General features: G+C 71.4%; 16 protein-coding genes and 1 pseudogene. 9 read left to right on the forward strand and 8 right to left on the reverse strand.

Annotated elements, in window-relative coordinates; translation table 11 throughout:
• Positions 1–15 precede the first annotated feature (15 nt).
• Positions 16–276 (reverse strand): WhiB family transcriptional regulator, encoded by a 261-nt coding sequence (locus ACKTSN_RS04090; protein ID WP_409474736.1) that lies wholly within the window; start codon positions 274–276, stop codon positions 16–18.
• A 128-nt stretch (positions 277–404) separates the two neighbouring features.
• Entirely contained in the window at positions 405–1,430 is a 1,026-nt protein-coding gene (locus ACKTSN_RS04095) for an aldo/keto reductase (protein WP_409467811.1), read from the reverse strand.
• A 114-nt stretch (positions 1,431–1,544) separates the two neighbouring features.
• Here ACKTSN_RS04095 and ACKTSN_RS04100 point away from each other — a divergent pair, with 114 nt between their 5' ends.
• From ACKTSN_RS04100 to ACKTSN_RS04115, 4 genes are all read left to right on the forward strand, one after another.
• Positions 1,545–2,144, forward strand: coding sequence for a TetR/AcrR family transcriptional regulator (locus tag ACKTSN_RS04100; RefSeq protein ID WP_409467812.1), 600 nt, complete (start codon positions 1,545–1,547; stop codon positions 2,142–2,144).
• Positions 2,145–2,351: 207 nt separating this feature from the next.
• The gene (locus ACKTSN_RS04105) at positions 2,352–2,942 is read left to right on the forward strand and encodes a hypothetical protein (RefSeq protein WP_409467813.1); all 591 of its coding nucleotides are present in this window, start codon (positions 2,352–2,354) and stop codon (positions 2,940–2,942) included.
• A gap of 237 nt (positions 2,943–3,179) precedes the next feature.
• Positions 3,180–3,503, forward strand: a complete 324-nt coding sequence (locus tag ACKTSN_RS04110) for a hypothetical protein (protein WP_409467814.1) — start codon at positions 3,180–3,182, stop codon at positions 3,501–3,503.
• A 115-nt stretch (positions 3,504–3,618) separates the two neighbouring features.
• The gene (locus ACKTSN_RS04115) at positions 3,619–4,458 is read left to right on the forward strand and encodes a hypothetical protein (RefSeq protein WP_409467815.1); all 840 of its coding nucleotides are present in this window, start codon (positions 3,619–3,621) and stop codon (positions 4,456–4,458) included.
• A 6-nt stretch (positions 4,459–4,464) separates the two neighbouring features.
• On the opposite strand, the gene ACKTSN_RS04120 is transcribed toward ACKTSN_RS04115, so the two are convergent.
• On the reverse strand, positions 4,465–8,292 hold the full coding sequence (locus tag ACKTSN_RS04120; RefSeq protein WP_409467816.1) for a WD40 repeat domain-containing protein: 3,828 nt from the start codon (positions 8,290–8,292) through the stop codon (positions 4,465–4,467).
• A gap of 339 nt (positions 8,293–8,631) precedes the next feature.
• Here ACKTSN_RS04120 and ACKTSN_RS04125 point away from each other — a divergent pair, with 339 nt between their 5' ends.
• From ACKTSN_RS04125 to ACKTSN_RS04135, 3 genes are read left to right on the forward strand one after another with little or no spacing between them, the layout of a single operon-like run.
• Positions 8,632–9,492, forward strand: a complete 861-nt coding sequence (locus tag ACKTSN_RS04125; RefSeq protein ID WP_409467817.1) for a glycoside hydrolase family 16 protein — start codon at positions 8,632–8,634, stop codon at positions 9,490–9,492.
• A 6-nt stretch (positions 9,493–9,498) separates the two neighbouring features.
• A complete protein-coding gene (locus tag ACKTSN_RS04130) occupies positions 9,499–9,981 on the forward strand; it encodes a hypothetical protein (protein WP_409467818.1) in 483 nt (160 codons plus the stop codon).
• Between the two features lie 6 nt (positions 9,982–9,987).
• On the forward strand, positions 9,988–10,494 hold the full coding sequence (locus ACKTSN_RS04135; protein WP_409475117.1) for a hypothetical protein: 507 nt from the start codon (positions 9,988–9,990) through the stop codon (positions 10,492–10,494).
• Here the strand turns inward: ACKTSN_RS04135 and ACKTSN_RS04140 are convergent.
• The 3 genes and pseudogenes from ACKTSN_RS04140 to ACKTSN_RS04150 all read right to left on the reverse strand — a co-directional run.
• Positions 10,442–10,780, reverse strand: a pseudogene (locus tag ACKTSN_RS04140) (alcohol dehydrogenase catalytic domain-containing protein); the annotation flags it as partial. The gene ACKTSN_RS04135 and the pseudogene ACKTSN_RS04140 sit on opposite strands and share 53 nt — an antisense overlap.
• Before the next feature lie 267 nt (positions 10,781–11,047).
• Positions 11,048–12,271 carry an IS110 family transposase gene (locus tag ACKTSN_RS04145; protein ID WP_409467819.1) on the reverse strand — a complete coding sequence of 408 codons (1,224 nt, stop codon included), beginning with the start codon at positions 12,269–12,271 and terminating at the stop codon, positions 11,048–11,050.
• A gap of 315 nt (positions 12,272–12,586) precedes the next feature.
• Positions 12,587–12,985, reverse strand: coding sequence for a DUF2255 family protein (locus tag ACKTSN_RS04150; protein ID WP_409467820.1), 399 nt, complete (start codon positions 12,983–12,985; stop codon positions 12,587–12,589).
• Between the two features lie 287 nt (positions 12,986–13,272).
• Between ACKTSN_RS04150 and ACKTSN_RS04155 the strand changes: the two genes are divergently transcribed.
• Positions 13,273–14,172 carry a helix-turn-helix domain-containing protein gene (locus ACKTSN_RS04155; RefSeq protein WP_409467821.1) on the forward strand — a complete coding sequence of 300 codons (900 nt, stop codon included), beginning with the start codon at positions 13,273–13,275 and terminating at the stop codon, positions 14,170–14,172.
• 14 nt (positions 14,173–14,186) lie between these two features.
• Here ACKTSN_RS04155 and ACKTSN_RS04160 read toward each other — a convergent pair whose 3' ends face one another.
• Positions 14,187–15,221 (reverse strand): zinc-binding dehydrogenase, encoded by a 1,035-nt coding sequence (locus ACKTSN_RS04160; protein ID WP_409467822.1) that lies wholly within the window; start codon positions 15,219–15,221, stop codon positions 14,187–14,189.
• A gap of 35 nt (positions 15,222–15,256) precedes the next feature.
• Positions 15,257–16,231 (reverse strand): aldo/keto reductase, encoded by a 975-nt coding sequence (locus tag ACKTSN_RS04165; protein WP_409467823.1) that lies wholly within the window; start codon positions 16,229–16,231, stop codon positions 15,257–15,259.
• Between the two features lie 265 nt (positions 16,232–16,496).
• On the opposite strand from ACKTSN_RS04165, the gene ACKTSN_RS04170 reads away from it, so the two are divergent.
• A complete protein-coding gene (locus tag ACKTSN_RS04170) occupies positions 16,497–17,450 on the forward strand; it encodes a helix-turn-helix transcriptional regulator (protein WP_409467824.1) in 954 nt (317 codons plus the stop codon).
• Positions 17,451–17,488 lie beyond the last annotated feature (38 nt).

Here is a 17,488-nt window from a genome sequence, read left to right on the forward strand (position 1 = left end):
AGGTGCTGGGAACCGTCACGTCGCCGTTGTGACCGTGTTCTTGGTCTGACGGGCCTGACGCCGCCTCACCGCGCGGCGTTCGCTGTCCGTCATGCCGCCCCAGATGCCTTCCACCTGCCCCACCTGTATGGCCCAGTCGAGGCACTGCTCCACGACAGGGCAACGGCACACGGCCTTCGCTTCGTCGATCTGCTCAAGCGTCGGACCGGTGTTTCCTATGGGGAAGAACAGATCGGGGTCTTCGTGCAGGCATGCTGCCCGTTCGCGCCAATACATTTCAATCATGGTCCTTCTCGGCTGTACAAAGAGTTGCTGGGGCTGTCAGCTGAGACCGGATAACCGGCGTACGTGTGACACGCAGCCGAGTTCCGCGTGGCGCTGAAGGGGACCATGCCTGTGGATGGTCAGGTGGCGGAGCGCTCGTCGGGTCGGCGGCGCAGCGCGGTCTGCTGGATGGCGGGTGTGTTGTAGGCCGTGTCGAGCGTCCCGATGTCGGTGCCGGGCGGCACGATCGCGTCGATCTGGTCGAGGATTTCGTCGGTCAGGGTGGTCTCGGCGCCGGCGAGGAGGTCGTCGAGGTGGTCCATGGTGCGCGGTCCGATGATCGCGGAGGTGACGCCGGGATGGGAGATCGCGAAGGCCATCGCCAGGTGCGTCAGCGACATCCCGGCCTTCTGGGCGAGGGGGATGAGCTGTTCGACAGCGTCGAGCCGCCGCTCGTCGCTCATGTGCTGGAAACCGAAGCGGGCCCGGTGGCTGTCGGTCTGTCGGCCCTTGCGGTAGCGGCCGGTGAGCAGACCCCCGGCAAGAGGGCTCCAGACCATGGCGCCCATGCCGTACCGCTCGCAGACGGGCAGTACCTCGCGCTCGATGCTGCGGTTGAGGATCGAGTACGGCGGCTGCTCGGTGCGGAACCGCACCAGGCCGCGCCGCTCGGCGACCCACTGCGCCTCGACGATGTCCGAGGCGGGAAAGGTCGAGCTGCCGATGGCCCGGACCTTGCCCGCGCGCACGAGGTCGGTGAGGGCTGAGAGGGTCTCTTCCACGTCGGTGTCCGGTGCGGGCCGGTGGATCTGGAACAGATCGACGTGGTCGGTGCCCAGGCGGCGCAGGGAGTCCTCCAGCGCGCGGACCAGCCAGCGCCGCGAGTTGCCCTGCTGGTTGGGGTCGTCTCCCATCGGGAGGTGGGCCTTGGTGGCCAGCACGACATTGTCCCGGCGGCCCTTGAGGGCTTTCCCGACGATCTCCTCGGACTCGCCGCGTGAGTAGGCGTCGGCGGTGTCGACGAAGTTGATGCCCGCGTCCAGCGCCTTGTGGATGATCCGTATGGAGTCGTCGTGGTCGGGGTTGCCCATGGCGCCGAACATCATCGCGCCCAGGCAGTACGGGCTGACCTTGATGCCGGTTCGGCCCAGCGTGCGGTACCTCATTGGTTCTCCTCGTGCGTTGGCCGGTGCGCAGCAGCGCGATACGCTTGCTTAAGCGGAACAGCGTTCCGTTACGACGATACGGAACGCTGTTCCGGTTAGCAAGAGGAGTGCACCATGAGCGACGGCCCGGCGGACGGGGGGCGGCCCCGCCAGCGCATGCGCGCCGACGCGCAGCGCAGCATCGACACGCTGCTCACCGCGGCTGCCGAGGTGTTCGCCACCTCCGGCGTGGACGCCCCCGTGCGACAGATCACCGCCAAGGCGGGCGTGGGAGCAGGCACCCTCTACCGGCACTTCCCGCAGCGCTCGGACCTCATCGCCGCGGTCTTCCGTCATGAAGTCGACGCCTGCGCCGACGCCGCCCCCTCCCTTGTGGCCCAGCATGAACCGGTCGACGCGCTCGCCCGGTGGCTGCAGCGTTTCGCGGCCTTCATCGCCACGAAGCGCGGCCTCAGCGCCGCCCTGCACTCGGGAGACCCGGCCTACGACAGCCTGCCCTCCTACTTCCAGCAGCGCTTCGTGCCTGTCCTCGGCGCGCTCCTCGACACTGCGGCGAAAGCCGGCCAGATCCGCTCCGACATCGATCCCGAGGACCTGCTGCGCGCCGTGGGCAACCTGACCCTGCCCGCCCAGGAGGACGACAACGGCCACACGCAGCGCATGATCGCCCTGCTCGTCGACGGACTCCGCTACGGCACCCACGGGTCCGCCTGAGCAACGGCTCCGGCACTCCCGTGTTTCCATACCCGGTCCTTCTCCGCGAACAGTGGCAATAATGCCCGCGGGCGGCACAGTGACCTGTCTACATGACGAACGGGGCACTGCATATGATGTCGAGGGGGGACCCATTCCCGCGTTCAGTCTGAGCGGCACCGCACGTGAGCCGGGGCGCGGCACGAGGGGTTGAGATGAGAGGAACACATGGTCTCTGTAACTCACGCGGCGCACAACATTGAGGTCACCGCTGAGAGCCTGCAGGAGGAGCTGGCCCGCCTGCAGGTCCAGAAGCAGGCGCTGGAAAGGGAGCTGGCGGCGGTCGTGGCGCATCTCGGCTCGGTACAGCGAGCCCTCAGCGCCCTCGAGACCCTGATGCTCGACCGGGCTGCTGCGGCCCCGACGGGTACGGCGGACGCTGCAGCTGCGCAACGGGGCCAGGCTGCGACGCCCGGCGAACCGCAGACCGACCGTGCCTCCGCCGAGTCCGCAGACGCCACACCGAAGTCCGCGCCCCGGCCCCGGAAGCCGGAGAGCGGCAAGGAGGCGGAACGTCCTGTTGCCGTCGGCACCGTCACGGTCGGGCAGAAGAAATACGGCAAGCTCACCGAACAGATCATGGAGTACTTCGCCAACGTCGGTGATGTCGACGTCCGGGCCCGTGATGTTGCCGCGGCGCTCGGTCGTGACTCCGACAGCGGAAGCATCAACGGCGTCCGCAGCACCCTCGACCGTCTTGTCGGTGCTTCCCGTATCGAGCGGACCGGCCGGGGCCTGTACCGCGCCAAGCGTTCCTAGGCGCCTCGCCGACACGGCGGCGCAGCGGCACGCTGTGCCCGGTGCCCGTAGCCGGGCGATGAATGCGCCCGGGCGCCACCCATCGGGGGATTGCGTGGCGCCCGGTCGCTGCACCTGCGGGCTCTAGTCGCAGGGGTTGCGTTCCGGACACCTATCGCGGAGGTTGTGTCCACGGCACCCGGGAACGCTGTGATCAGCATATCAAAGCTTTGCCACTGTGTGACATGCTAGGCGCCGGTGAAGGCTTCGGTCAGCGCGGCAGCATCCCGTACGTCGGCGTGGGCCACCTGCGCGCCGAGGTCTGTGGGGGCGCCCGACGGCCGCCGTGCACCCGACGGGCCGCTGGTGGAGACGGTGGAGGACAAACTCGAACTCGTGGCCGCCAGCGACGCCATCACACCCGCCGAAGCCATGGCCACCTACAACCGCCCGGACGTGACCACGATCCCCCTCGAAGGAGTCGAGCCGGCGCACGCCGTCCTTGCCACCCGCGCCGGCGACCGCAGCCGCCTGGTCACCGCCCTCCGCAGTGTTGTTCACCGCTGCGGACCGGGTGATTGAACAATCCGTGCCGCGTTGAACTGGGCCCACGGTGGCGGCATCCGCACCGCGAAGACGTCGGGATCACAGCACGGAGAGAGGTCCTTGAATGTTCAGGAGAGGGAGCGTCGCCGTCGTGGCCGCCGGGCTGGTACTGGCCGTCGGCGGCTGCGGCGGCGGGACGGACGAGAAGGCCGACGCGTCGGGCAGGGCGTCGGCCGAGCCGACGCCGACCCGGCCGCCGTCCAAGGAACTGGTCAAGTGGGTCGGCGACATGTGTGTGCAGACGAGCGCGCTCAAAGACCTCCGGGCGGAGAGCGCGGCGGATCTGAAGCAGATCCGGAACCCGGACGAGGTCGGTTCGGACGCCCAGTTCTTCGCCGTCAGCTACCTCTCCCGGACACCGCTGGCGGTGGACGACGTGGAGAGCGCCCTGACGGAGCTCGACCCGTCGGGCGTTTCCGCGGCCGACCGGCTGCGCAACGCCTTGCTGAAGAAGGTGAAGGGCGTCGCGGACCACCTCGACGAGGTGTCCCCGATCGATGCCGTCGACGACGCCGAGGGCGTCCAGTCCCTCACCCCGCCCCAGCCGGATCTGCTCGCGCTGACGAAGAAGGATCCGCAGCTCGCGGCCGCGTACCAGCGCGCCGAGCAGTGCGCCCCGGGCTGGAATCCCGACGAGGAGGCGGCCTCGCCCACGCCCACCGGCCCGCTGCCCAAGGCGGCGGACGGCAGGAACACCGACGCGTGCTCGGACGGCAAGTGCGAGATCCTGGTGACCTCTGCCGTGGACATCACGGCGAACGGGGTGAGCGTGCATGTCACCGCGGGGGACGGCTCCGTCACCTTCCAGACGCCGAGCGCCATCATGAACCTCGGCGGCCAGGGCAGTGAGGCCAGGTTCGGCGACGATCTGAAGGCGACCGTCGTCGCGCTGAACGAGGACGGCGCCGTGGTGAAGTTCACCATCCCCTGAGCGCCCCTAACGCCCCTCGCACACCTCCCGGTACCCGAGTCGCGGCAGGTGCTCCTCCCATTCGGCGCGGGTGAGGACGCCGCCGGTGCGGGCGCAGACGTAGTCCGCCGCGCGGTCGGCGTGCAGGGTCCACACCCGGGCCGTCAGGTCGTAGCCGACGGAGGTGAGGGCGTCGCCTTCCGGGCTGAACGCGACCGAGGTGACGGTGTCGACATGGCCGGTGAGTTGCTGGCCGTAGGGCTCGGCACGGACCGGGTCGGCCACGTCCCACAGGCGGACCGTGTGGTCGCCGCTGCCGGTCGCCAGCGTCTTCCCGTCCGGGGCGAAGGCCACGGACCTGACCGGCGCACGGTGCCCGGCCAGCTCCTCCCCCAACGGCAGGGGGCGGTCCGCCTGTTGTACGTCCCACAGTCGCACCGTACGGTCGTCGCTGCCCGTTGCCAGCGTCTTCCCGTCCGGGGCGAAGGCCACCGCGTTGACCGGTTCGTCGTGCCCGGTGAGGGCGGCACCCTCGGGCCGCGCCTGCGCCTCGTCGCCCACGTGCCACAGCCGGGCCGTGGCGTCCTCGCTGCCGGTGGCCAGGGTGCGGCCGTCCCGTGCGAAGGCCACGGAGGTGACGGCGTCCGCGTGGCCGTGCAGCGGTGCGCCGAGCGGCCGTGCGTGGTCCGGTCGCCGTACGTCCCACAGCCGCACCGTGTCGTCCTCCCCGCCGGTGGCCAGCGTGCGGCCGTCCGGGGCGAAGGCGACGGCGAGGGCGCCGCCGTCGTGCGCGTCCAGCGGTGCGCCGAGCGGGGCGGGACGTTCGGGCGCGGAGACGTCCCACAGCCGTACGGTGCCGTCCTGCGAGCCGCTGACCACCGTACGGCCGTCCGGCGCGAAGGCGACGGCCAGCACCTCGTCCTCGTGGCCGGTGAGCGTGCGCAGGAGGCGGCGCGGGTTGCCCGGATCGGCCACGTCCCACAGGCGGATCAGTGCGTCGTCGGTACTGGCGGCGGCGAGCAGGCGGCCGTCGGGGCTGTAGGCGACTGCGGTCAGCGGGTTGGTGAAGTCGGTGAGGACGGTCGGCGGCCGGTGCCAGAGGCGGACGCTGCCGTCGGCGGCGGTGCTGGCGAGGGTACGGCCGTCGCGGCTGAAGGCCACCTCCCACACGGCCTCCGTGTGGCCGGTCAGGGGCTCCCCGAGCTGCTGCGGGTATGCGGGGTTGGCCACGTTCCACAGGATCGGCGCGTCGTCCTCGCCCGCGCTCGCCAGGGTCTCGCCGTCCGGACTGAACGCCACCGACATGACGGGCGCGGTGTGCTCGGTGAGCGGTTCACCCAGCGGCTCGAGGCGGCCCGGGTCGGACGCGTCCCACAGCCGTACGGTCTCGTCGAAGCCGGCCGTGGCCAGCGTCCGCCCGTCCGGGGAGAAGGCCAACGCCCAGACGGAGGCGGTGTGTTCGCGCAGCGGCTTGCCGAGCGGTGCGATGCCGTCGTCGGCGCTGAACCGCCACATCCGTACGGTCCCGTCGAAGCCGGCCGTGGCCAGGGTGTCCCCGTCCGGGGCGAAGGCGACGGCGCGGACGCTGCCGGCCTCGGACTCGTCGGCCTCGGCGGGCTCGCCGAGCGGCGCGGGGCGGGCCGGGTCGCTCAGGTCCCACAGCCGTACGGTCCCGTCGTCGCCTGCGGTGGCCAGCGTCCGGCCGCCGGGGGCGAACGCGACGGAGACGACGTTCTCCTCGTCGTGACTCACCAGCGGCCGGCCGACGGGGCGGGGCCGCTCCCGGTCGCGTCCGTCCCACAGTTGGATGCCGCCGCCTTTCCCCGTGGCCACCAGCAGGTCGCCGTCCTGCGGAGAGAAGGCGACCGCGCCGACCGGTCCCGTACGGAGGCGCAGCGGTTCGCCCAGCGGTCTCCCCGTGTCGGTGTCCCACAGCCGGACCGTGCCGTCGTGGCCGCCGCTGGCGAGGGTGCGGCCGTCGGGCGCGTACGCCACGGCGCTGCCGACACCGTCGTGGCCGGGCAGCCGGGTGGCCAGCACCCGGCCCGCGTCCGAGGCCAGCCGGGTCCGCAGGTCCGGGGTGGAGCGCATGCGGTGCGCGGCGACGTCGAGCCGGGCGGCCAGCCCGGCGTCGGTCTCGCGGACACTGTCGGCCTCGGCGGTGAGGCGGCCGAAGACGGCCTCGTCCCGCTCGGCCTGCGCGGTGGCGCGCGCCTGGAGGGCGACGACGGCGGTGCCGGTGGCGAGCAGCACGAGCACGGCGAGTACGGCCACGACCGTACGGCGCAGTCGCGCGGCGCGGCGCCGGCGCCGGATCGAGGCGGTGAGGAACTGCCGCTCCAGCGGGGTGAGTTCCTCGCTGCGGTGGTTCTCCCGTGCGGCGTCCTGCGGGAAGGCGTCGCGGGCGGCGTGCAGACGGGAGCCGGCGTAGAGCGCGGCGTTCTCCCGGCCGAGCGCCTCCCATGTGCGGGCGGCCTCGGAGAGCGAGCGGTGGACGCGCAGCCGGTCGCGCTCGGCGTCGATCCATGCGCGCAGCCGGGGCCAGGCGGTGATGAGGGCTTCGTGGGCGAGGTCGACGGTGCCGTCGTCGAAGGTGATGAGGCGGGCGCGGACCAGGCGTTCCAGTACCACTCGGGTGTCGGCGGGGCTGCCGAAGTCGAGTTCCGCGTGCTCGGTGGGCCGACGCGTGTCAGGTGTGCCGTCACCGGGGGCAACGAGGCGGAGCAGGATACGGCGGGCCAACTTCGCCTGCGCCGCGGTGAGTTCGCCGTACACCTGCTCGGCCGTACGGACGACGGCGCCGTGCAGTTCGCCGGCTGCCTCATACGCACTCTCGGTCAGGACGCGGCCGCTGCGGTGGCGCCAGGTCTCCAGCAGGGCGTGCGACATCAGCGGCAGTCCGCCCGGGGCGTCCTCGACCTCGTCCAGGAGGCGGTCGGTCAGGGCGCGTTCGACGATCAGGCCGGCCGCGGCGGCCGGGCGGACGATGGCCTCCCGCAGCTCCGCGCGGCTCATCGGCCCGGCGAGCAGCGTGGCGTCCTGCAAAGCGGCGGTGAGGCCGGGGTGTTCGGCGCAGCGGCCGAGGAAGTCGGCCCGCACCGCGATGACGACGCGCAGCCGGCTGTCGGCGTCGGTGGCGGCGACGAGGCGGTCGATGAAGGTGTCCCGGTCGGCCGGGTCGGCGCCGAGGGTGTACAGCTCCTCGAACTGGTCGACGATCAGCCAGGTGTCGGCTTCGGTGCCGGGTACGGGCAGGAGCCGGTCGGCGTGTGCGCGCAGCGGGTCCGCACCCGGCGTGAGGATGCGTACGGCCGCGGGCGTGGTGTCACGGTCTCCGGCGCCTTCGCCGTCGCGCGGGGTGCGCAGCCGCGGGATCAACCCCGCGCGCAGCAGGGAGGACTTGCCACTGCCGGAGGGGCCGAAGACGGCGGTGAAGCGGTGCTTGCGGTTCAGCTCGATCAGCCGCTCCACGAGCTGGTCGCGGCCGAAGAACAGTTCGGCGTCGCCTGGTTCGAACCGGGTCAGGCCGCGGTACGGCGGCCGGGAGGTCTCGTCGTCGGCGGTCTCGGCGGCCAACTCGGCCGACGCCTCGCGCCAGCGCCGCTCCCACTCGATCACGTCGCCGCCGCACGCCTTGACGTAGGCGAGCGTCACCGCACGGGTGGGCAGCTGTTTCCCGGCCGCCGCCTGCGACAGGGTGGTCACCCCGTAGCGCGCCCGCTGGGCCATCGCCCGGTATGTGGGTCTCCCCGCGGACTCGCGCAGCGCGCGCAGTTCGGCGGCGAACCGCGGCACCGGTCCGGCCTCCGGATCCAGCTCGCCCTCGGTGCGCCCCGGTCCTGTTTGTGCCGACACGTGCCCGCTCTCCCCTCGTCCACCTTGTCGTCGACAAGCCATTACCCAGCGGGTCCACTCGGGCGCCCACGGTAGGGAGTTGCAGGGACGGCCGCAATCGAACTTCCGGGTATCGGCAGGCATGACACGGGAGTTCACTCGATCCTCACGCTTCCTCCCTACCAGCTCGTTCGGTTCGCGGGTTGTTCGGTGCCGGGAGAGGACCTGCCGAACAACGGCGTACGGCGGTCGACTGGCTGAGGGACGTGGCCAGGACGGGCCACGGCGCGGTCGGAGCCCCGCGAGGGGAGGGCTCGGACCGCCCCCTTGTCCGCAAGGCACGGCAGCTGAAGGGGAGTCATGTACGGACGACTTCGCGCCCGGCACCTCGCCGTGGGGTTCGGCGCGGCGGCACTCGCGGCGACGCTTACGGCGACCGCGGTGAGCGCCACCCCCGCCGCTCCGACGACCGCCGCCGAACGGTACGGCTGGGGCGCCCCGCTGCCCGAGTGGTCGGACGAGTTCGACTACGGCTCCGAGGCCGACCCCGCCATACCCGACCGCGACAAGTGGCGCCTGGCGGGCGGCGGCCCCGGCAAGTGCTGGCCCGGCCACAGCGACAACGGCCGCCGCTGCGACGTCAACACCCGGGTCGTCGGCGACGTACTGCGCATGACCGGCGAGGCGAACGGCGACACCGGCTGGCTCGCCTCGCCGTACGGCCGGCAGTACGGCCGGTGGGAGGCCCGCGTACGCTCCCGGGCCACCGCCCCCGACAACGGGCGGCAGTACCACCCGCTGCTGATTCTGTGGCCGGACTCGAACGAGCACCCCGAGGACGGCGAGTACGACTACCTGGAGAACGGCGCCCCGGGCGAGAGCTGCGCCGAGGCGTTCCTGCACTACCCGCACCCGGAGGGCGTGTCCGTGCAGCAGGAGTTCGCGCAGAAGTGCGGCGTGGACCTGTCGCAGTGGCACAACGTCGCCATCGAGTGGACCCCGGACCATCTGCGCGGCTTCATCGACGGCGAGGAGTGGTTCCGCTTCGCCGACGGAGCCAACGCGGACCGCGACTGCATCCAGTGCGCCCCGTCCATGCACCAGACCATCCAGCTCGACAACTTCCACGGGGACGACCTGCAGAGCGCCGTCTACGAAGTGGACTGGGCCCGGGTCTACGACCTGCCGCACGCCCCGGACGACAACGAAAGCGTGAGGTGATCCGCGATGCAGAGCTCTCCGTACCAGCCCGGTCAGGCTGTTGTGCCCGAGAAGGTGCGCATGCCCGGGGTCCTCATCTTCGTTCTCGTGATCGTCACCGCGCACGCGGTGGGCACTGTCTTCGGCGGCTGGGCGATCATCGAGGAGAACCAGAGCAAGCAGGAGCACGGGCAGGAGCTGCTCATGCCGATGGGCATGGCCTGGTTCGTGGCGCTGTTCTGCTGGGGGCTGGCGGCGCTCATGGTCGTCTGCGTCGTACTGGCTCGGGGGCGCCGCCCCTGGGTCCGCGTCGTGCTCATCGTGTGCCTGTCCTTCGTGGCGTTCGGGACGGTCCTCGGTTTCCTCGGCTCGCTGGCCTCCGGGGCGCCCAGCCTCGCGGTGTTCGTGATCGCCGGCATCGATGTGGCGGCCCTGTGGATGGTGTGCGGCGAGGCCGGCCGCCACTACTTCTCCGTACGCGGCCCGGCACCGACTTCGCTTCAGGGGTGATGGCCCATGGACTCCCCGACGTACGAACACGACCCGTACCGGCAGCCCCCCGAGCCGCCCAGGGCCCCGAGGCCGTGCGACCCGGTGGCGGTGGCACTCGGAAACGCCTCGCTGCTCGGCATCGGTTATCTGCTGCTGGGCCGCTGGAAGCCGGCCGCGTTCGCCGTGGTCGGCACGGGCTGGCTCCTCAACCTCACCGCATCCACCGCCGAGACCTGGTGCGAGATCCTGCTGCTCCTGTGGTGGGCGGCCGGCATCGCCCACGGCTGGTTCCTGGCACGCCGGCGCGCGGAGCAGGTCGTACGACGCGGGCAGTGCGCGGGCGCACTCGCCGTCACGGTCGCGGTGCTGCTGACCGCCGTGCTGCTGCGCGTCGACGCGTACGGAATCGAGGACCGCGTGAACGAGGCCCGTGAGGGCGGCGACTGCGAGACGGCCGTGGTCGCGCAGGGTGAGGTGTGGCGTAGCCGCCCTGGGTGGGTCGGCCGTCCCTGTCCACGCCGCCGTAGGTGAAGGTGTGTGTCTTCAGGCAGTACTGCTCATCGCCCTTTCGGCACTCGTCGCACTCGCGGCAGGAGTCGACCATGCAGCCGACACCGACCCGGTCGCCGACGGCGTGCTTGGTGACCTCCGAGCCGACCGCGGTGACGACTCCGGCGATCTCATGGCCGGGGGCGACGGGGTAGCTCACCGGCCCCCAGTCGCTGCGGGTGTGGTGGATGTCGGAGTGGCAGATACCGGTGTACTTGATCTCGATGAGGACATCGCGTGGGCCGACGTCACGGCGCTCGATGGTCATGGGGACGAGCGGTTCGGTCGCGGACGTCGCGCCGTAAGCGTTGATGGTGAACACGTTGTCTCCAGTCGTGGGGGTGCCCCTATCTGTTTCGTCAACCCCGGTGGGGTCGGCTTGTAGGGGTTGATCGTGGTTTTCGGGAACGTCCCGCGGATCGGGGTGTTCCCGGCGGATCGGGTGGCTGATGGGCAGCCCGGTGGCCGGCAGGGCCGGATTGGCCGTGCCGGTACGCGGGCGTGATGGGGCCTGGAGGGTAGGGCGGTGGAGTCGTCAGGCGGCGAGGTCGACGTCGCCCGGGGTGCGTGCTTCGTAGAGGGCCCCGGTGCGGATCATCGCGTGGATGACGTTCACGCGCTGGCGGGCCAGGCGGAGGATCGCCTGGGTGTGGGTCTTGCCGCGTGCGCGTTGCCGGTCGTAGTAGATCCGGGAGGACAGGTCGGCTTTGCAGCCGATCGCGGCGAACGCGGCCTGGAACAGGGCGCGTTTGAGGAGCCGGTTGCCGCGGTGGGGTGCGTGCTCGCCGCGGATGGAGGTGCCCGAGGACTTCGTGGCGGGCGCGAGTCCGGCATAGGAGGCGAGGTGCCCGGCGGTGGGGAAGCCGGTGCCGTCACCGATCGCGACGATCACGGCCGCCGTGGTCCTGACGCCCAGGCCGGGCAGGGACGTCAAGAGGTGGAAAAGAGGGAGGGCCTCCAGCAGGGCGGCGATCTCCTGCTCGGCCTGGCGGCGCTGGGTGTGGGCGGCGGCGAGCTGGGCGGCAAGTCCTGGCACGATCAGCGCGCTGGCCTCGGTGCCCGGAACGACCAGGGTCTGCTCGGCGAGCGCGTCGAAGATCTCTGCGGTCAGGTGGTGGGCCTTGCGCGAACCGTGCACCTTGAGCAGGGCCTCGCAGCGGGCCCGGCCCAGTTTCCTCAGTCTCGCCGGGGAGCCGTGGCGCTGAAGGAGGGCCTGGACATAGGGGTAGGCCAGGCGCGGGCCGAGCACACGCTCGAGAGAGGGGTGGATCTGGGAGAGCAGGCCGCGCAGCCGGTTGGTGGCGCGGTTGACCTCGCCGGCCAGGTCGTTGTCGTAGCCGGTGAGCATGGTCAGCTCGGCCAGCACCTCGTCGTCGCGGTCCACCGCGCGCAGTGTGTGCGGCATGGTGCGGGCGGTCTCGGCGATCACGAACGCGTCGCGGGCGTCGGTCTTGGCCTCGCCCGGGTGCAGATCGGCGGCCCGCCGCATCGACAGCCCGGGCAGGTAGGCCACCCGGCAGCCGGCCGCGCGGGCCACCGTCAACGGCAGCGCGCCGATGTTGGCGACCTGGTCCACGATCACCAGAACGGTGCCGAACTTCGCCACCAGCTTGGTGAACAGCTCCAGCAGTCTCGGCTCGGTGTTGGGCAGCCGCTTGTCGTGCACGGTTCTGCCGTCCGCGGTCCGGCCGTGGGCGTGGTGGAACTCCTTGCCCAGGTCCAGGCCGAGGAAGAGATCTATCGCGGTCGTGTCGACCATGTGCGCGTGCCCCTCGCCACTCGTCTCCTCAGCTCCCGGCCGTCCCTGCGGCACCACACGCCGGCAACCACGTTACGCAGACATGCCGCCCGTGAAGCGGCCCGGCATTGCGCCGGACCAGGCGGTCGTCAGGCCCCTCATCAGCGGTCAAGCGGTGCCCCGAAGCCCGGCGGCAACACCCCCCAGGTCATCCGTACGACAGGGGGCACACAGCCATACCGGACCCGGGGGCCAGGCGCCCCATTGCGGGGCCACGAAAAAGGTAACGGGGTGTGCGTGGTTCCTCGACGGCTCCGTGGCCGTTGAAGCTGTGGGTCAGGAGCCGTGCGGGCGCGGCACGAGCCGGATGGTCGTGGAGCTCGCCTCGGGGCTTGTGATGGCCTGGATGATGTAGGCGGCGTAGTGGCCGTACTTGGCGCGGTAGGCGGCGTCGACGGCGTCGTTGACCTCGTCGTCGGCGGCGTCGACGAAGGTGACGTCCCTGGTCACTCCGCCGGCCAGGATGCGGCCCTCCTGGCGTACGCGGGTGCCGCGGTACCAGTCGGAGCCGGGGCCGTTGACCGAGCGGACGTAGATGTCGTCGCCGAGGCGTACGACCCAGATGGTCCGTCGGCTGCTGAGCCCGCCGTCGCGCCGTAGTGACGCGATCTGCAGTTCCTCGGCATGTCCGACGCGGTCGAGTTCGTCGTCCGTCCAAGCCGTCGTGGTGGTCATGGCTTCGCCTCTTTCTCGGGGTCTTTCTCAGGTGCGGCGGGCGCGGCCGTCGCGGCGGTGGGGGCGGGCCTGAGCAGCAGGCTCGTGATCGTGGTCGCGGCTTGTGGAACGAGGTGGCTCGGCGGCCATCGGCGGATGAGTGATCCGTGATCCACCCTGCGCCCGGAGCGCGCGAGGTGGCAGGCCGCGTTGTGCCGGGGAGTGGCGTTCGGGGGTGTGACAGGGCCCCTCTCCGCGCGTCAGCCCAGCTCATGGCCCCATCACGCCCGGCCTGCCACACTGGGCACATGGCACGCGAGCGGCAGAACGGCAACGCCGGCACCGAACTGGGAACCTTCCTGCGGGCCCACCGCGCGCAGGTCACCCCCGAAGAGGCCGGACTGCCCACCGGCCCCGGACTGCGGCGCACCCCCGGGCTACGCCGGGAGGAGCTGGCCACGCTCGCCGGGGTCAGCGTCGACTACTACATCCGTCTGGAACGCGGCAAGGAGACCAACCCCAGCCCCTCGGTCGTCGACGCCCTCGCCCGGGCCCTGCGCCTGCACCCGGCCGAGCACACGCACCTGCGCGAGCTCGTCGCCCTGGCTGTGGGCAGCGCCCCCGTGGAGTCCGGCTCCCTGTCCACCCGGGCTGTCCCGGCCGGGGCCGAGCTGATGCTGGAGAGCCTCCGGCCCTTCCCGGCGTACGTGATCAGCCGCACCATGGACATCCTCGCCTGCAACCCGAGCGGACTGCGCCTGTTCGCCGGCATGGCGGACTGGCCGCCGGACAAGCGCAACCTGGTGCGCTACGTCTTCCTCCATCCCAACGCGACCACGCTGTTCGACGACTGGGACGAGCAGCTGCGCGCCGTCGTCGGCCGCCTGCGCGCGCTGTACAGCCTGGAGCCCGACGCCCCGGACCTGGCCGAACTCGTCGACGAACTCCTCAAGAAGAGCCCGGAGTTCACCGACCTGTGGGAGCGGTACGACGTGCGCTGGCACACCCATGGCAGCAAGACGTTCCACCACCCCGCGGTCGGCGACCTCACTCCCGGCTACCAGTCCATGCAGCTCGAAGGCACCCAGGGGCAGCGGTTCATCGCCTACTACGCCGAACCCGGCACCCCCGATCACGACAAGCTGGTCCTCCTCGACATGTCGGGGGTCGAGCGGACGGTGGCATCCTCGGTCGAGGGCGGACGCTGACGGCCGCTCACCTGTCAGGGCTGGATGAGCACTTTGAGCGCCTCGCGGTCGGCCATCGCCCGGTAGCCCTCCGGAACGGCGTCGAAGCCGACCGTGCGGTTGAACACCCGGCCCGGCTCGACCTTCCCCTCCAGTACGTCCGGGAGAAGTTCCTCGATGTAGGCCCGGGCCGGAGCGGCGCCACCGGTGACGGTGACGTTCTTCATGATCGTGTCCATGCCGAGCGGGACGGCGGTGTACTGCGGCACGCCGAGGCGGCTGATGGCACCGCCGTCGCGGACGATGCCGAGGGCGGTGTGCATCGACTGCTCGGCGCCGACGGCCTCCACGACCGCGTGCGTGCCGTCGCCGCCGGTCAGCTCCCGTACGCGCTCGATGCCTTCCTCGCCGCGCTCGGAGACGACGTCGGTGGCGCCGAACTCGCGGCCGAGGTCGGTGCGGTCCTTGTGCCGGCCCATGAGGATGGTCTGCTCGGCGCCGAGCCGCTGGGCGGCCAGTACGGCGCACAGGCCGACCGCTCCGTCGCCGATCACCGTCACCGATTTCCCCGGGCCGACCCGGGAGGTCACCACGCCGTGGTGGCCGGTGCAGTACACGTCGGAGAGCGTGAGCAGGGAGGGCAGCAGCGCGGAGTCCGCACCGACGGGCAGTTTCACCAGTGTGCCCTCGGCCTGCGGCACGCGCACGGCCTCGCCCTGGCCGCCGTCCACGCCGTCCAGGCCCCACTGGCCGCCGTGGCGGCAGGAGGTGTGCAGACCCTCGCGGCAGAAGTCGCAGGTGTTGTCGGCCCACACGAACGGCGCCACCACCAGGTCACCGCGGTCGAGTCCGGACACCTCCGAGCCGACGTCCTCGACCACGCCCAGGAACTCGTGTCCCATACGGCGCCCCGTGGGGGTGGCGGGCATCTGGGCGTACGGCCACAGGTCGCTGCCGCAGATGCAGGAGGCCGCCACGCGGACGACGGCGTCGGTGGGGTTCTGGATCTTCGGGTCGGGGACGTTCTCGACGCGGACGTCGCCGGCGCTGTACATCACTGTTGCTCGCATGAGGTCTCTCCTGGTGCTCAGTAGTGACGGGCGGGTCAGCGGTTGGACAGCTGCATGGCCGCCTCGTCCAGGCGCTCACCGGTGGCAGGGGTGAGCCTGTTCAGCTTCTCGATCTGCTCGGCGGTCAGCTCGACCGCGTCGGCGGCGGCGTTGTCCTCCAGGTGGACGACCCGCTTGGTGCCCGGGATCGGGGCGATGTCGTCGCCCTGGGCCAGCAGCCAGGCCAGGGCCACCTGCGCCGGCGTGGCGCCGGCCTCGTCGGCGACGGCCTTGACCTCGTCGGCGATGCGCAGGTTCTTCTCGAAGTTGCCCGGGGTGAAGCGCGGGTTGTTCTTGCGGAAGTCGTCGTCGTCGAACCATTCGGTCGAGCGGATCGCGCCGGTCAGGAAGCCGTGGCCGAGCGGCGACCAGGGCACGAACCCGATGCCCAGCTCCCGGGTCGTCGGCAGGATCTCGTCCTCCGGCTCGCGCGACCACAGGGAGTACTCCGTCTGCAGCGCGGTCACAGGGTGGACGGCGTGGGCGCGGCGGATCGTGGCGGGCGCGGCCTCGGACAGCCCGATGTGCCGGATCTTGCCTTCGCCGACCAGCTCGGCGAGTGCTCCGACGGTCTCCTCGATGGGAACCTCGGGGTCGACGCGGTGCTGGTAGTACAGGTCGATGTAGTCGGTGCCGAGCCGCTTGAGGGAGCCCTCGACGGCGATGCGGATGCCGGCCGGGCTGCTGTCGAGGTTGCCCTCGCGGCCCGTGTGCGAGACGAAGCCGAACTTCGTGGCCAGGACGACCTGGTCGCGGCGGCCCTTGAGGGCCTTGCCGACCAGCACCTCGTTGGTGAAAGGCCCGTACACCTCGGCAGTGTCGATGTGGGTGATGCCCAGGTCGAGGGCCCGGTGGATGGTGCGGATTCCCTCGGCCTCGTCGGTGTCCTTGCCGGTGTAGAACGCGTTCATGGGCATCGCGCCCAGACCGATGCGGGAGACGTCCAGCTCGCCGAGCTTGATGTGCTTCATGGGTGGTGCTCCGTTCGAAGGTGGCGGTGCGGGGTGCCGGCTTCGGGCTCAGCTCCCGGCCGATGGGGTGAGCGGCCGACGCCGGTGGACCACTGCGCGGCCGGGGTGGCCCGGGGCGGGGAAACGGCGCTTCCCGCCTCCTCCACTCTTCGCCGCTGAGGCCTGCGGTGGCAGGCCGTGCTGTGCCGGGGAGTGCCGTTCGAGGGAGTGACAGGGCCCCCCAGACACCTCCCGCGCAGGTCACGGCCTGGTGACACTGGATGACATGAATCGTGAGCACACCGTCGACGGCGGCACCGAGCTCGGGCGCTTCCTGCGCGCCCGCCGAGCCCAGGTGACCCCCGCCGAGGCCGGGCTCGCGGCCGGCTCCGGGGTGCGGCGCACGCCGGGGCTGCGCCGCGAGGAACTGGCCACACTCGCCGGAATCAGCGTCGACTACTACACCCGCCTCGAACGCGGCAAGGAGACCCGCCCCAGCCCGTCCGTCGTCGACTCCCTCGCCCGCGTCCTGCGCCTGGAGGAGGGCGAGCACGAGCATCTGCGCAGCCTGGCGGCCCGCGCCGCCCGCAGCATCCCCGAACCGCCGGCCGCCCCGTCACGAACGGTGCGCCCCGGCGTGAAGCTGCTGCTCGAGGGCATGCGCCCGTACCCCGCCCATGTGGTCAGCCGCACCAACGACCTGCTCGCCCACAATCCGAGCGGGCTGCGCCTGCTCGCGGGTATCGAGGACTGGCCCGCCAAGGACCGCAACGTCGCGCGCTACGTCTTCCTCCACCCCGCCGCCCGCGACCTGTTCGACGACTGGCACAACCAGGTCCGCGGCTGCGTCGCCCGGCTCAGGGCACTCGCGGGCACCGACCCCGACGCCCCCGACCTGACCCGGCTCGCCGGTGAACTCCTCCTCAAGAGCCCCGACTTCGCCCGCCTGTGGGAACGCTACGACGTCAAGGGCCACAGCCACGGCCGCAAGACCTTCCACCACCCCGAGGTCGGCGACCTCACCCTCGGCTACCAGTCCATGGAGCTGGACGGCACCCCCGGCCACCGTCTGATCACGTACTACGCCGAGCGGGACACACCCGAGTACGACGCCCTGGTCCTCCTCGACATGCTCGGCTCCCAGCCCTCACCGGCCAGGCCGACGCAGACGGAACGCCCGTCGCCCACGACCCGGGACGATGCCACCGATCGAAGCGCTTCGACGCCACCGCTGCCCTAACGACCTCTCCATACTTTGCTGACCTGTTGACATGCCAC

This window comes from Streptomyces flavusporus (assembly GCF_046267975.1).
GTDB lineage: Bacteria > Actinomycetota > Actinomycetes > Streptomycetales > Streptomycetaceae > Streptomyces > Streptomyces flavusporus.

Excerpts from the sequence above, each read along its gene's own strand:
- ACKTSN_RS04165 (WP_409467823.1), bottom strand. The coding sequence starts at position 16,231 with ATGAAGCACATCAAGCTCGGCGAGCTGGACGTCTCCCGCATCGGTCTG.
- ACKTSN_RS04135 (WP_409475117.1), top strand. The coding sequence starts at position 9,988 with ATGGACTCCCCGACGTACGAACACGACCCGTACCGGCAGCCCCCCGAG.
- ACKTSN_RS04125 (WP_409467817.1), top strand. The coding sequence starts at position 8,632 with ATGTACGGACGACTTCGCGCCCGGCACCTCGCCGTGGGGTTCGGCGCG.
- ACKTSN_RS04145 (WP_409467819.1), bottom strand. The coding sequence starts at position 12,271 with ATGGTCGACACGACCGCGATAGATCTCTTCCTCGGCCTGGACCTGGGC.
- ACKTSN_RS04130 (WP_409467818.1), top strand. The coding sequence starts at position 9,499 with ATGCAGAGCTCTCCGTACCAGCCCGGTCAGGCTGTTGTGCCCGAGAAG.
- ACKTSN_RS04100 (WP_409467812.1), top strand. The coding sequence starts at position 1,545 with ATGAGCGACGGCCCGGCGGACGGGGGGCGGCCCCGCCAGCGCATGCGC.
- ACKTSN_RS04170 (WP_409467824.1), top strand. The coding sequence starts at position 16,497 with ATGAATCGTGAGCACACCGTCGACGGCGGCACCGAGCTCGGGCGCTTC.
- ACKTSN_RS04095 (WP_409467811.1), bottom strand. The coding sequence starts at position 1,430 with ATGAGGTACCGCACGCTGGGCCGAACCGGCATCAAGGTCAGCCCGTAC.
- ACKTSN_RS04090 (WP_409474736.1), bottom strand. The coding sequence starts at position 276 with ATGTATTGGCGCGAACGGGCAGCATGCCTGCACGAAGACCCCGATCTG.
- ACKTSN_RS04160 (WP_409467822.1), bottom strand. The coding sequence starts at position 15,221 with ATGCGAGCAACAGTGATGTACAGCGCCGGCGACGTCCGCGTCGAGAAC.
- ACKTSN_RS04155 (WP_409467821.1), top strand. The coding sequence starts at position 13,273 with ATGGCACGCGAGCGGCAGAACGGCAACGCCGGCACCGAACTGGGAACC.
- ACKTSN_RS04105 (WP_409467813.1), top strand. The coding sequence starts at position 2,352 with ATGGTCTCTGTAACTCACGCGGCGCACAACATTGAGGTCACCGCTGAG.
- ACKTSN_RS04150 (WP_409467820.1), bottom strand. The coding sequence starts at position 12,985 with ATGACCACCACGACGGCTTGGACGGACGACGAACTCGACCGCGTCGGA.